This is a genomic window from Pantoea sp. UBA7232 (genome assembly GCF_002473195.1).
Lineage (GTDB): Bacteria > Pseudomonadota > Gammaproteobacteria > Enterobacterales > Enterobacteriaceae > Pantoea > Pantoea eucrina.
The window spans coordinates 1-14066 of the sequence record NZ_DKTK01000011.1 but is presented as its reverse complement, the minus strand read 5'-3'; the positions used below and the strand labels follow the sequence as shown (position 1 = coordinate 14066).

At 55.4% G+C, this 14066-nt stretch carries 12 protein-coding genes and 1 riboswitch; of the genes, 9 read left to right on the top strand and 3 right to left on the bottom strand.

Annotated features, from left to right (window positions below; translation table 11 throughout):
- Positions 1-8 precede the first annotated feature (8 nt).
- Positions 9-1157, bottom strand: coding sequence for an acetylornithine deacetylase (argE, locus tag B4056_RS11765; protein ID WP_039381171.1), 1149 nt, complete (start codon positions 1155-1157; stop codon positions 9-11).
- Positions 1158-1321: 164 nt separating this feature from the next.
- On the opposite strand from argE, the gene argC reads away from it, so the two are divergent.
- The 5 genes from argC (at position 1322) to oxyR (ending at position 7061) form a co-directional block, all read left to right on the top strand.
- Positions 1322-2326: an N-acetyl-gamma-glutamyl-phosphate reductase gene (gene argC / locus B4056_RS11760; RefSeq protein WP_039381168.1), complete on the top strand. Its 1005-nt coding sequence runs from the start codon at positions 1322-1324 to the stop codon at positions 2324-2326.
- A gap of 18 nt (positions 2327-2344) precedes the next feature.
- Positions 2345-3121 (top strand): acetylglutamate kinase, encoded by a 777-nt coding sequence (gene argB, locus B4056_RS11755; protein ID WP_039381166.1) that lies wholly within the window; start codon positions 2345-2347, stop codon positions 3119-3121.
- 14 nt (positions 3122-3135) lie between these two features.
- Entirely contained in the window at positions 3136-4353 is a 1218-nt protein-coding gene (locus B4056_RS11750; protein WP_288654836.1) for an argininosuccinate synthase, read from the top strand.
- Positions 4354-4421: 68 nt separating this feature from the next.
- On the top strand, positions 4422-5795 hold the full coding sequence (gene argH, locus B4056_RS11745) for an argininosuccinate lyase (RefSeq protein WP_094111624.1): 1374 nt from the start codon (positions 4422-4424) through the stop codon (positions 5793-5795).
- Positions 5796-6143: 348 nt separating this feature from the next.
- Positions 6144-7061, top strand: a complete 918-nt coding sequence (oxyR, locus tag B4056_RS11740) for a DNA-binding transcriptional regulator OxyR (protein WP_039381159.1) — start codon at positions 6144-6146, stop codon at positions 7059-7061.
- On the opposite strand, the gene sthA is transcribed toward oxyR, so the two are convergent.
- Positions 7044-8444 carry a Si-specific NAD(P)(+) transhydrogenase gene (sthA, locus tag B4056_RS11735; protein ID WP_039381156.1) on the bottom strand — a complete coding sequence of 467 codons (1401 nt, stop codon included), beginning with the start codon at positions 8442-8444 and terminating at the stop codon, positions 7044-7046. The genes oxyR and sthA overlap by 18 nt on opposite strands.
- Positions 8445-8637: 193 nt before the next feature.
- On the opposite strand from sthA, the gene fabR reads away from it, so the two are divergent.
- Both fabR and B4056_RS11725 read left to right on the top strand, forming a co-directional pair.
- Positions 8638-9282, top strand: a complete 645-nt coding sequence (gene fabR / locus B4056_RS11730; protein ID WP_094111623.1) for an HTH-type transcriptional repressor FabR — start codon at positions 8638-8640, stop codon at positions 9280-9282.
- 18 nt (positions 9283-9300) lie between these two features.
- Complete coding sequence (locus B4056_RS11725; RefSeq protein WP_039381151.1) at positions 9301-9657, top strand: YijD family membrane protein; 357 nt, start codon at positions 9301-9303, stop codon at positions 9655-9657.
- Between the two features lie 31 nt (positions 9658-9688).
- Here the strand turns inward: B4056_RS11725 and trmA are convergent, their stop codons facing one another.
- Positions 9689-10792 (bottom strand): tRNA (uridine(54)-C5)-methyltransferase TrmA, encoded by a 1104-nt coding sequence (gene trmA / locus B4056_RS11720; protein ID WP_288654833.1) that lies wholly within the window; start codon positions 10790-10792, stop codon positions 9689-9691.
- Positions 10793-10905: 113 nt separating this feature from the next.
- Positions 10906-11085: riboswitch (cobalamin riboswitch) on the top strand.
- 69 nt (positions 11086-11154) lie between these two features.
- On the opposite strand from trmA, the gene btuB reads away from it, so the two are divergent.
- On the top strand, positions 11155-13020 hold the full coding sequence (btuB, locus tag B4056_RS11715; RefSeq protein WP_150035030.1) for a TonB-dependent vitamin B12 receptor BtuB: 1866 nt from the start codon (positions 11155-11157) through the stop codon (positions 13018-13020).
- Positions 12965-13816 carry a glutamate racemase gene (gene murI, locus B4056_RS11710; RefSeq protein ID WP_094111620.1) on the top strand — a complete coding sequence of 284 codons (852 nt, stop codon included), beginning with the start codon at positions 12965-12967 and terminating at the stop codon, positions 13814-13816. The genes btuB and murI overlap by 56 nt, the downstream gene beginning before the upstream one ends.
- Positions 13817-14066 lie beyond the last annotated feature (250 nt).

Below are 14066 nucleotides of genomic sequence, written 5' to 3'. Positions count from 1 at the left end.
ATTATCTATCAGTGACAAAAATGCTGCACAACCTGCGTGATCAGGGCGTGAGTTGGCTTAATGAATGCGGTATCGATAAATTCATCCGGCTGATGCGCCTGCTCGATTGAACCTGGTCCCAGCACCAGCGTCGGGCAGATCTGCTGAATAAAAGGCGCTTCGGTACAGTAGTTGACCACTTCCGTCGGCACGCCCAGCAGCTTCTCCACCACCGTAACCAGTTCATGATCGGCCGGACACTCATAACCCGGAATAGGCGGATGCAGTTCGCCTACGGTCAGGCGGCCAGGCCAGCGGGCGCTCACCGGTGCCAGCGCTTCATTCAGCAAGCCATCCAGATCGTTCAGGCTCAGGCCCGGCAGCGGCCGGATATCCATATGCAGTTCGCAACAGGCGCAGATGCGGTTAGCCGCGTCACCACCATGAATATGACCAAAGTTCATAGTCGGATAAGGAATGGCAAAGCCATCATGGTGATAGCGCTCTTTCAGGGTATGGCGCAGCTTCATCAGTTCTGTAATAGAGGCGTGCATCAGCTCAATCGCATTCACGCCGCGCGCCGGATCGCTGGAGTGGCCTGACTGGCCCTCAATGCGGATAGCGTGTGAAAGGTGGCCTTTGTGGGCGCGCACCGGTTTGAGCGAAGTAGGCTCACCGATAATGGCGCAGTCGGGGCGCAGCCGGGCTGACTCAGAGAAATATTTGGCACCTGCCATCGTGGTCTCTTCGTCAGCGGTCGCCAGCACATAGAGCGGTTTTTTAAGCGTAGTGACGTCAACATCGCGTAGCGCATCGAGAATAAAGGCGAAGAAGCCTTTCATATCTGCCGTGCCCAGCCCGTAAAGTTTATTGTCATGTTCAGTCAGGACAAACGGATCGCGTGTCCAGCGTCCGTCATCAAAGGGTACGGTGTCAGTATGACCCGCCAGCAGCAGTCCGCCTGCGCCTTCACCGCTGCGCGCCAGCAGGTTGAACTTATGTCGCGTGCCCGGCACCGGCTGAACTTCAACGCTGAAGCCCAGATCGCGGAACCAGCCCGCCAGCAAATTGATTAAACTTTCGTTGCTCTGGTCAAGCGCGCTGTCGGTTGCGCTGATTGACGGTGAGGCGATCAACTGGCGGTAGAGTTCGATAAAAGGTGGAATTTTTGACTTCACTGTTGACGGTCCTTAGGTTAGGATGTATCAATATTCATGCACTAATAGTGAATAAAAATACATTAACGTCGTCTGCATGTGAACTGAAAAAGTGCAAACGGCATCGTGGGCAACGGGGCACGGCCGCGACCCGATACGTTGACTGTAAAAAGGTATACAGCCTGATGTTGAATACGCTGATCGTTGGTGCCAGTGGTTATGCTGGCGTAGAGCTTGCCACTTACCTGAATCGCCATCCGCATATGAACATAACCGCTTTAGCGGTTTCAGCGCAAAGCCCGGATGCCGGAAAATTGCTCTCCGATCTCCATCCGCAGCTGAAAGGTATCGTGGATCTGCCGCTGCAGCCGCTGAGCGATCCGGCGGCGTGGGCAGAGAAAGTAGATGTGGTGTTCCTCGCGACGGCGCATGAAGTCAGCCACGATCTGGCACCTGAATTTCTGAAAGCAGGCTGCGTGGTCTTCGATCTCTCAGGCGCCTTCCGGGTCAACGATGAGGCGTTCTACACCCGCTATTATGGCTTCAGTCATCAGCATCAGGCGTGGCTGGATAACGCGGTATATGGTCTGGCCGAATGGAATCACGAACGTATTAAAGAGGCCCAGCTGGTGGCCGTGCCTGGGTGCTATCCCACCGCAGCGCAGCTGGCGCTGAAGCCACTGCTCAAAGCGGATCTGCTGAATGACGCACAGTGGCCGGTAATCAATGCCACCAGCGGCGTCAGCGGAGCCGGGCGTAAAGCCAGCGTCGCGACCAGCTTTTGCGAAGTGAGCCTGCAGCCCTACGGCCTGTTTAACCACCGTCATCATCCGGAAATAGTTGCCCATCTTGGCGCGCCGGTTATTTTTACCCCGCATCTGGGTAATTTTCCCCGCGGTATTCTCGCAACCATCACCTGCCGTCTGAAAGCGGGCATTACGCAGCAGGATGTGACCGATGCGTTTTATGCGGCCTATCACGACAAGCCGCTGGTGCGCCTCTATGACAACGGCGTACCGGCGCTGAAAGCGGTAGTGGGCCTGCCGTTCTGCGATATCGGTTTTGCCGTACAGGATGAGCATCTGATTGTGGTTGCGGCAGAAGATAACCTGCTGAAGGGTGCGTCATCACAGGCGATTCAGTGTCTGAATATTCGTTTCGGTTTCCCTGAAACGCTCTCTCTGATTTAACGGACGGATAACGTAACCATGAGCAATCCACTGATCATTAAACTGGGCGGCGTACTGCTGGATAGCGAAGAAGCACTGGCCCGGCTGTTTGATGCGCTGCTGGCGTATCGTAATGAACATCAGCGTCCGCTGGTGATTGTGCACGGCGGCGGCTGTCTGGTCGACGAACTGATGAAAAAGCTCGCGCTGCCGGTGAAAAAGAAAGATGGCCTGCGCGTTACACCCGCCGATCAAATCGACATTATTACCGGCGCGCTGGCGGGCACTGCGAATAAAACGCTGCTGGCGTGGGCAACCCGTTACGGCATTAATGCTGTCGGGCTGTGTCTGGGCGATGCCGGACTGGTCAGCGTCGCGCAGTTTGACGAAGAGCTGGGGCATGTCGGGCAGGCCACGCCGGGCAACCCTGCGCTGCTGAATACGCTGCTTAATGCAGGCTATATGCCGGTTATCAGCTCAATTGGCATCACTGCCGGCGGAGCGCTGATGAATGTGAATGCCGATCAGGCAGCGACGGCGCTGGCAGCCACTATCGGAGCCGATCTGGTGCTGCTCTCTGACGTCAGCGGCATTCTCGACGGCAAAGGCCAGCGCATCGCTGAAATGACCGCAGCGAAAGCGGAACAGCTGATTGCGCAGGGCATTATTACCGACGGTATGATTGTTAAAGTCAACGCTGCGCTGGATGCGGCACGCACGCTGGGCCGTCCGGTCGATATCGCCAGCTGGCGCCATGCTGAGCAGCTGCCCGACCTTTTCAACGGCGTGTCGATTGGCACCCGGATTCTCGCATAATCAAGGATTAAGACATGAGCACGCAAAACATTAAAAAAATCGTTCTGGCCTACTCAGGCGGCCTCGATACCTCAGCCATTATTCCATGGCTGAAAGAGAACTACGGCGGCTGCGAAGTTGTGGCGTTTGTCGCCAATATTGGTCAGGACCCGGCCGACCTGGAAGGCGTTGAGAAAAAAGCGCTGCAGTCGGGCGCATCTGAATGTCACGTAGTGGATCTGCGTGAAGAGTTCATCAGCGATTACGTCTATCCGGTGCTGCAGACCGGTGCCCTGTATGAAGGCACCTATCTGCTGGGCACGTCAATGGCGCGTCCTATCATTGCTAAAGCGCAGGTTGAACTGGCGCTGAAAGTGGGTGCTGACGCGCTGTGCCACGGCGCAACCGGTAAAGGCAACGACCAGGTGCGTTTCGAAACCACCTATACCGCGCTGGCACCACAGCTTAAAGTTGTTGCGCCATGGCGCGAGTGGGATCTGCGTTCGCGTGAGGCGCTGCTCGACTATCTGAAAGAGCGCAATATCCCGACGACCGCGTCGCTGGAGAAGATCTACAGCCGCGATGAGAACGCGTGGCACATCTCCACCGAAGGTGGCGTGCTGGAAAGCCCGTGGAATGCACCGAATAAAGATTGCTGGGTATGGACCGTGGATCCGCTTGAAGCGCCGGACCAGCCGGAAAATGTCACCGTGACCGTTGAAAAAGGCTGCGTGGTTGCCGTAAACGGCGAGCAGCTGAGCCCGTTCCAGTGCCTGGAAAAACTCAACGTACTGGGTGCTAAACATGGCGTTGGCCGGATCGATATCGTGGAAAACCGCCTGGTTGGCATCAAATCACGCGGCTGCTATGAAACCCCCGGCGGCACTATCATGGTAAACGCGCTGCGTGCGGTTGAGCAGCTGGTTCTGGATCGCGACAGCTTCAAATGGCGTGAGCAGCTGGGCCAGGAGATGTCTTACGTGGTATATGATGGCCGCTGGTTTGCACCGCTGCGCCAGTCTATTCAGGCGGCGGCGGCATCGCTGGCTGAAGAGGTCAACGGCGAAGTGGTTCTGCAGCTTTACAAAGGTCAGGCTACGGTGATTCAGAAGAAATCGGCTAACAGCCTCTACTCAGAAGAGTTCGCCACCTTTGGTGAAGATGAGGTGTATGACCATCGTCACGCGGGCGGCTTTATTCGCCTGTTCTCCCTCTCTTCGCGCATTCGTGCGCTGAACGAGCAGAAGAAGTAAGCACGCGGCAGCAGTTATATAAGGGCGGCTCAGGCCGCCTTTTTCAACACGATTTCAGGAGCAAGCAGATGGCACTTTGGGGCGGACGGTTCTCGCAGGCAGCAGACCAGCGGTTTAAACAGTTTAACGATTCACTGCGTTTTGATTACCGCCTGGCGGAGCAGGACATTACCGGCTCTGTGGCGTGGTCAAAAGCGCTGGTGACCGTGAACGTTTTAACCCCGACGGAACAGCAGCAGCTTGAAGCGGCGCTGAACGAGCTGCTGGCGGACGTACGCGCGAATCCGTCACAGATCCTGGAAAGCGATGCAGAAGATATTCACAGCTGGGTCGAGGGCAAGCTGATCGATAAGGTCGGGGCGCTGGGTAAAAAGCTGCATACCGGACGCAGCCGTAACGATCAGGTTGCCACCGATCTGAAGCTCTGGTGCAAAGAGCAGGTTGCCCTGCTGCTGGACGCGACGCGTCAGCTGCAGAGCGCGCTGGTGGCGACGGCAGAAGCGAATCAGGATGCCGTCATGCCGGGCTATACGCATCTGCAGCGCGCGCAGCCGGTTACATTCGCCCACTGGTGTCTGGCGTATACTGAAATGCTGGCGCGCGATGAGAGTCGTCTGCAGGATACGCTGAAGCGGCTGGATGTCAGCCCGCTGGGCTGTGGTGCGCTGGCCGGTACCGCTTATGAGATTGACCGCGAGCAGCTGGCGGGCTGGCTCGGTTTTGCTTCGGCAACGCGTAACAGCCTGGATACCGTGTCCGATCGCGATCATGTGCTGGAGCTGCTCTCCGACGCGTCAATTGGCATGGTGCATCTGTCGCGCTTTGCAGAAGACCTGATTTTCTTTAACACGGGCGAGGCGGGCTTCGTCGAGCTGTCTGATAAAGTCACCTCAGGTTCATCGCTGATGCCGCAGAAGAAAAATCCGGATGCGCTGGAGCTGATTCGCGGTAAATGCGGCCGTGTCCAGGGCGCACTGACCGGCATGATGATGACGCTGAAAGGCCTGCCGCTGGCCTACAACAAAGATATGCAGGAAGATAAAGAAGGGCTGTTTGACGCGCTGGATACCTGGCTCGACTGTCTGCACATGTCAGTGCTGGTTCTGGATGGTATTCAGGTTAAACGTCCGCGTTGTCAGGAAGCGGCTGAACAGGGCTACGCTAATGCCACCGAGCTGGCAGACTATCTGGTCGCGAAAGGCGTGCCGTTCCGCGAGGCGCATCATATTGTGGGAGAAGCGGTCGTCGCGGCTATCCAGCAGGGTGTGGCGCTGGAAGCGCTGAGTCTGGCTCAGCTGAAGCAGTTCAGTGACGTCATCGAAGAGGATGTCTATCCGGTGCTTTCGCTGCAGTCCTGCCTCGACAAGCGTAACGCGCGCGGTGGTGTTGCGCCGCAGCAGGTAGCCCAGGCGATTCGCGAAGCACAGGCGCGTCTGCAATAGCCGCTCCCGGACGCTGGCCGGTTTGATATGCCATAAAAAAAGCGGGCTTTATAAAAAGCCCGCCAACCTCTGGCTTCGGAATTGCATATTTTTATAGGCACATCATCAGCGTACCGGCACTCCCCGCCAGCACAGTGATTGGGTTCAGCAAAACAGATTTGCTGCGTAAAAAGCGTTTTTTGTAAAAGCGTTCAGCCCCGGCACATGTTCAGCAAATAAATAAATTTCTCTACAAATGCATGGGCTTAAATCAGTGAGCGCTATTATTCCCGTGCATAGCTTGATAGGGCCAATCGTTCGTTGCTATTCTATCTATCGCCACGGGCTATCGTGGTTTGGAGGATATTAATGAACATTCGCGATCTCGAGTATCTGGTTTCACTTGCGGAACACCGCCATTTCCGTCGCGCTGCTGATGCCTGTCATGTCAGTCAGCCGACTCTGAGCGGACAGATCCGCAAGCTGGAAGATGAACTGGGCGTCATGCTGCTGGAACGTACCAGCCGTAAAGTGCTGTTCACCCAGGCAGGATTACTGCTGGTTGATCAGGCGCGAACCGTACTGCGTGAGGTTAAGGTGCTGAAAGAGATGGCCAGCCAGCAGGGTGAAGCGATGTCCGGACCGCTGCATATCGGACTGATCCCCACGACCGGCCCCTATCTGCTGCCCAATATTATCCCTATGCTGCATCAGACTTTCCCGAAGCTGGAGATGTATCTGCATGAAGCACAGACTCAGCAGCTGCTGGCACAGCTCGACAGCGGGAAACTTGACTGCGCTATTCTGGCGCTGGTTAAAGAGAGTGAAGCCTTTATTGAAGTGCCGCTATTTGATGAGCCCATGAAGCTGGCGATCTACAAAGATCACCCGTGGCACGATCGCGATCGCGTGCCGATGTCCGATCTGGCGGGTGAAAAACTGCTGATGCTGGAAGATGGTCACTGCCTGCGCGACCAGGCGATGGGCTTCTGCTTTGAGGCGGGTGCGGACGAAGATACCCATTTTCGCGCCACCAGCCTGGAAACGCTGCGTAATATGGTGGCGGCCGGCAGTGGCATTACGCTACTGCCTTCACTGGCGGTGCCTAAAGAGCGCGTGCGCGATGGTGTCTGCTATCTGCCCTGTTATAAACCGGTACCGCAGCGTACTATCGCGCTGGTTTACCGGCCAGGTTCGCCTCTGCGCAGCCGCTATGAGCAGCTGGCAGAAGCAATCAAAACCCATATGCAGGGCCATTTTGACGCGGCGTTAAAACAGGCGGTTTAATCCGTTCAGCGCGGCCACGCGATAGGCTTCAGCCATGGTGGGGTAGTTAAAGGTGGTATTCACGAAATACTCAATCGTGTTACCGCCATTTTTCTGCTCCATAATGGCCTGACCGATGTGAATGATCTCCGCTGCGCGCTCACCAAAGCAGTGGATCCCCAGAATCTCTTTTGTCTCGCGGTGAAACAGGATTTTCAGGCTGCCGACGTGCATGCCAACAATCTGCGCGCGTGCCAGATGCTTAAACTGCGCACGACCCACTTCATAAGGCACTTTCATCGCGGTCAGCTGCTGCTCTGTTTTTCCTACCGAGCTGATTTCAGGAATGGTGTAGATACCGGTCGGAATATCTTCGATCAGATGCGCACTCGCTTCACCTTTGATGATCGCCTGAGCAGCAATACGCCCCTGATCGTAGGCGGCGGAAGCCAGGCTTGGATAGCCAATCACATCACCCACGGCATAAATATGTGGCTGCGCGGTCTGATACATACTGTTGACTTTGAGCAGGCCGCGTCCATCCGCTTCCAGACCCACGTTCTCCAGCGAAAGCGAGTCGGTGTTCCCGGTGCGGCCGTTCGCATACAGCAGACAATCCGCTTTGACTTTTTTGCCGGACTTCAGGTGCATGATCACGCCATCGCTGACGCCTTCAATCTTCTCAAACTCTTCGTTGTGACGGATCACCACACCGCTGTTCCAGAAGTGGTAAGAGAGAGAGTCGGACATCTCCTGATCGAGGAACGCCAGCAGACGATCGCGGGTGTTGATGAGATCGACCTTGACGTTAAGACCGCGGAAGATAGAGGCGTATTCGCAACCAATCACGCCGGCACCATAGATGATCACATGACCCGGTTCATGATGCAGGTTCAGGATAGAGTCGGAATCGTAGATGCGCGGGTGTGTAAAGTCGACGTCGGCCGGGTGATAGGGACGTGAGCCGCAGGCAATGACAAATTTTTCTGCCGTAAGCTGCTCGCGGGTGCCATCAGGCTGCTCCACCTCTATCGTGTTGGCATCAACAAAATGCGCGTCGCCCTGATAGAGTTCACAGCGGTTACGCTCATAAAAGCCCTGGCGCATGGCAGTCTGTTGACTGATAACATTTTCGGTGTGGTTAAGGATATCAGCGAACGAGGAGCGGAGAAGACGGGTATGATCGCTGTAGAGCGGGTTCTGATTGAATTCAATGATGCGGCTGACGGCATGACGCAGCGCTTTGGAAGGGATGGTTCCCCAGTGTGTACAACCGCCGCCAATGTTGTGGTAGCGTTCGATCACTGCGATGCGCGCTCCCTGCTTGACCAGCCCCATCGCCGCACCTTCGCCGCCCGGACCGGAGCCAATTACAATGGCATCGTAATCGTAAGACTTTTGCATACCAGTACGTCCTATTCTTCTATACATTTTTACAACGAGATTCTAACATCTCGCCGCGCACATCTGAATTCTAACAGTGAAAAATGCAGAAGTTTGACATTCAGTGAGGTTAACAGGCGGTGACAAAGTTTGCCCGGCTGTACGCTGAAAAGTTTGTTATAGTGAGCGCCTGATTACTCACAAGGCCGCAAAAATGGGCGTTCGGGCGCAACAAAAAGAACGTACAAGACGTTCGCTGATTGAAGCTGCATTCAGTCAGCTTAGTGCAGAAAGGAGTTTTGCCAGCCTGAGTTTACGCGAAGTGGCACGTGAAGCCGGCATTGCCCCAACCTCATTTTATCGTCACTTTCGCGATGTGGATGAGCTTGGACTGACCATGGTTGATGAGAGCGGGCTGATGCTGCGCCAGCTGATGCGCCAGGCGCGCCAGCGTATCGCGAAAGGCGGCAGCATCATTAAAACGTCGGTGGCAACCTTTATGGAGTTCATCGGCAACAACCCGAATGCGTTTCGGCTTCTGCTGCGCGAACGTTCCGGCACGTCAGCCGCCTTCCGCGCTGCTGTCGCCCGTGAGATCCAGCATTTTATCGCCGAACTGGCTGACTACCTTGAGCTGGAAAGCCGTATGCCGCGCAGCTTTACCGAAGCGCAGGCTGAGGCGATGGTGACCATTGTCTTTAGCGCCGGCGCTGAAGCGCTGGATGTCGACTCTGACCAGCGGCGTAAGCTGGAAGAGCGGCTGGTACTGCAGCTGCGTATGATCGCTAAAGGCGCCTACTACTGGTATCGCCGGGAACAAGAGCGGCTGGCCGTGACCCTGGAAATCCCTGACAAATAACGTGATAAGGATAATGAAATGATTGAGCAGCATCCTCGTGATAAAGGAACGTTATTACTCTCTTTTATCACTGGTTTAGCAATCAACGGCTCCTTTTCGGCGCTGTTCAGTAGCTTTGTGCCGTTTTCCATTTTTCCGCTGATAGCGCTTGGGCTGTCAGCATGGTGCCTGCATCAGCGTTATCTCAATCGCAATATGCCGGACGGCATGCCGTCACTGGCCGCGGCATTTTTTCTGCTGGGTATTCTGGTCTATAGCGCCATGGTGCGCGCAGAATATCCGGATATCGGCTCGAACTTCATTCCTGTCATTCTGATGACGGGACTGGTGTTCTGGATTGGCACGCGCTTCCGCCGCGCCAGAAGCCGGCAGTAAAAAAAACGGGAACCTGCGGGTTCCCGTTTTTTTATGCTTTGCGCGTCAGCAATACGCCGCATTCCATATGGTGGGTGTACGGGAACTGATCGAACAGCGCCAGCCGCTCAATCTGATGCGTGCCTGACAGCACGGCCAGATTGTCGCACAGGGTCTGCGGGTTACAGGAGATATACAGAATACGCGGATACGCCTGCACCATTTTTACCGTTTCATCATCCAGCCCGCTGCGTGGCGGATCGACAAAAATTGTCTCGCACTGATAGCTGCTGAGATCGATGCCTTCCAGCCGGTTAAAGCTGCGCACGCCGTTCATGGCCTGGGTAAACTCTTCCGCTGCCATACGTATAATCTGCACGTTATCGATCTGATTCACGGCGATATTGTACTGAGCCGACGCCACCGAGGGCTTGGCTATCTCTGTGGCCAGTACGCGGCGGAAATTGCGCGCCAGCGCCAGCGAAAAGTTACCGTTACCGCAGTAAAGCTCCAGCAGGTCGCCACGCGACTGCTGCGTAACATCCAGCGCCCACTCCAGCATCTGAATATTCATGGCGGCATTAGGCTGGGTAAAGCTGTTTTCCACCTGGCGGTAAATCAGCTCTTTGCCCGCCACTGGCAGACGCTCATCCACGTAGTCGCGATCCAGACAGATTTTGGTTTTGGTCGCGCGTCCAATCAGCTGTACATCAAATCCTTCAGCGCGCAGCTGGTCACGCAGCGCGCTGGCGGCGGCATGCCACTCTTCTTCCAGTTTGCGATGATAAAGCAGGGAGATCACAATCTGGTTGCTCAGCGTGGAGAGATAATCGATCTGGAACAGCTTAAAGCGCAGCACCTGATTATCACGTACCGCTGCTATCAGCCTGGGCATCATCTGATTAATCAGCTCGCTGGCGGCCGGAAAGCTGTCCACGCGAATGCGCTGTTTGGTCGCCTGGTCGAAGATGATGTGATAGAGGTCGTCACCGTCGTGCCAGATGCGAAACTCTGCGCGCATACGGTAGTGACTGACCGGCGATCGGAACACCTCCACGTCAGGCGCGGTGAAAGGGGTCATCATCGTCTGTAAACGGCTGACTTTTTCAGCGAGTTGCGCGTCATACTGGTCAATCGGGAGCTGTTCGGGTGTCATCTTCAATCCTGGTAATAAGCCTGCTTGCCGGGCGATTGTAGGCATTCAACTGCTGATGTCCAGCCCAACCGAACGTCAGAAAGCGGGAGGGGTGGATCGGCGGCGGGCTTAACCGTAGACTGCGGCCGCCGGCCTCATTGAGTTAAAAGGGAATCCAGTGCAAATCTGGAGCTGACGCGCAGCGGTAAAAGAATGTCGTGGTGATCGCCCAGGCAGACACTGTCCTGACGGATGGGAAGTCTTCACCATTTATGGTTCTCAGCCCGAAGACCTGCCGGTGTATCGTCGCAAACGCTGAGATCATCGCGTGCTATCGATCTCAGGCCTGCGGCATCCGGCTCGATCCTTTGGATGCTATAACAATGAAAATAACCTCTGCTTCGCTGTTCGCCCTGAGTGCAACAGCGCTGTCGCTCTGGGCGCCCTCTGGCTATGCCCGGAAAAATGATAATACGCAACTTGTCACCGCTAACCGCTTTCAGCAGCCGGTCAGCAGCGTGCTGGCACCGGGTGAGGTGATCACGCGGGAAGATATCGATCGCTGGCAGGCAAAATCGCTGACTGATGTCATGCGGCGCCTGCCGGGCGTGGATATTGCGCAAAACGGTGGTCCGGGCCAGACCAGTTACATCTATATTCGCGGTGCGGAAGCGCGTCATACGCTGGTGCTGATTGATGGGATCCCGCTGGCGAAGTCGGGGATCACCGGCATCGCTGACTTTAGCCAGATTCCGCTGGCGTTGATTCAGCGTATTGAGCTGATCCGCGGACCACGCTCCGCCGTTTACGGCGCCGATGCCATTGGCGGCGTGGTGAACATCATTACTGAGAACAGTGAGCCAGGCGGGCAGATAACGGCGGGCCTCGGGTCGAATCGCTATCAGGAGTATGATGCGGCGCTGCGACACAAGATGGGCGAGGATACGCTGGTAACCGTAGCGGGGGCCTTTCAGTCGACGCGCGGCTATAACATCCAGCCGCAGTCGGCGTACGCAGTGGATGGCGATCGGGACGGCTTTCGCAGTAAAACATTCTGGGCCGGTGTGAATCACCGTTTCAGCGACAGTTTATCCGCCTTCTTTCGCGGCTACGGCTACGGCAATAATAGTGCGTATGATGCAGGCTATCAGGACGGCAGTGATAAACGGCAGATTTATAATCATACCTATGAAGGCGGTATGAAGTTCAGTGAAGAGCGCTACTCTTCGGAACTGAGCTACAGCTACCAGCGCTATAAAGATTACAACTATGCCAGTACGCTCGGCCTCTATCGTCCGGGCACGTCGCTGGATGATATGAGCCAGCGCAATCTGCAGTGGGGTAACAGTGTTGCCATGGCGCATGGCACACTCAGCGCCGGCATCGACTGGCAGCAGCAGAAACTGGCGTCCAGCGATCGGTTCAGCGCTGACAATTACACGCGTAACAGCACCGGTTACTATCTGACTACGCAGCAGCAGTTCAATACGCTTACGCTGGAAGGTGCGCTGCGCGGTGACGATAACAACCAGTTTGGCTGGAACGGCACGTGGCAGGCAGCGGCGGGATGGGCGTTTATGCCCGATTATCGCCTCATCCTTTCGTATGGCACCGCTTTCCAGGCACCTACACTGGGGCAGATGTATGGGCAGAGCCGTCTGTTTATTGCATCCAATCCCGATCTCCGGGCTGAGAGGTCACATCAGATTGAAACCGGTCTCGAAGGACTCAGCGGTCCGGTCGAATGGCACCTCTACCTTTACCAGAATAAAATCAATAACCTGATCGACTACAGAGCTGACGAAAACTTTACTGGCACCTACTACAACGTACAGTCAGCGACGATTAAAGGCGTGGAGTGGAGCGGCAGTGCAGATACCGGTATTTTTACCCACCGTATCACGCTGCAATATATCGATCCGCGCCGCGATGACGATAATGAGGTGCTGGCACACCGTTCCCGCCAGCAATATAAGTATCAGCTGGACTGGACCGCACTGGATATCGACTTTGATCTCGCCTGGCAATATTTTGGTAAAAGCTACAACAACAATACCAACCAGTACGCAGCAACACAGCGTCGCATGCCGGGTTATAGCCTGGTTGATTTCTCAGCTGCGTATCCGGTCACGTCTCATCTGACAGTTCGTGGTAAAATTGCCAATCTGTTGGATAAGGATTATGAGACGGTTTATGGCTATCGCACACCTGGACGAGAATACTACCTTAGCGCCAGCTACAGCTTCTGATCTCCGTCCCACCGTGCTGGTGTTTGATTCCGGCGTAGGTGGGCTTTCCGTCTATGATGAAGTCCGGCAGCTGCTGCCGGACCTGCACTATCTCTACGCTTTCGATAATGAAGGGTTTCCCTATGGCGAGAAAACGGAAACGTACATTGTTGAACGCGTAGTGGCAGTGGTCACGGCCATTACGCAGCGTTTTCCGCTCGCATTAGTCATCATTGCCTGTAACTCGGCCAGTACCGTCTCTTTACCTGCACTGCGCGAACGCTTTGCGTTTCCGGTCGTCGGCGTGGTGCCGGCAATTAAACCGGCGGCTCGCCTGACACGTAACGGGGTAGTCGGGCTGCTGGCAACGCGGGGAACGGTAAAGCGTCCTTATACCCATGAACTGGTGAAACAGTTTGCCCGGGAGTGCACCATTGAGATGCTGGGGTCTGCTGAGCTGGTGGAACTGGCAGAGGCGAAGCTGCATGGTGAACCGGTATCACTGAATGATGTTCGCCGGGCAGTGCAACCCTGGTTACGTATGAAAGAGCCGCCGGATACGGTCGTGCTGGGCTGCACGCACTTTCCACTGCTGCGCGATGAACTGCAGCAGGTTCTGCCGGATGGAACCCGGCTGGTTGATTCCGGTGCTGCTATAGCCAGGCGTACCGTCTGGCTGCTTGAGCACGAAGCGCCTGATGCGGCTTCTGCTGACAGCAACATCGCGTTTTGCACGTCTATGGATGAAGAAGCGGTACAGTTATCCGGCGTTTTACAGCGTTATGGCTTTCCGTTGCTCGAAAAACTGGCAGTTTGAGGCGGTTTCGCTGAAAAAAACAACACTCAGAAAATAATTCAAAATTAGCACTTGTCAGCCCGGAAGAACTCCCTATAATGCGCCTCCACTGACACGGCACAACGGCTTACGAAGCGTCGCGTTAAGCAGGTGGCTTTTACAGCAACCTTCAGAAAAGCAAAAATAAATGCTTGACTGAAAATGCGGAAAGCGTAATATACGCATCCCGCGCCGCTTGAGAAATCGCGGCACTGCTCTTTAACAATTTATC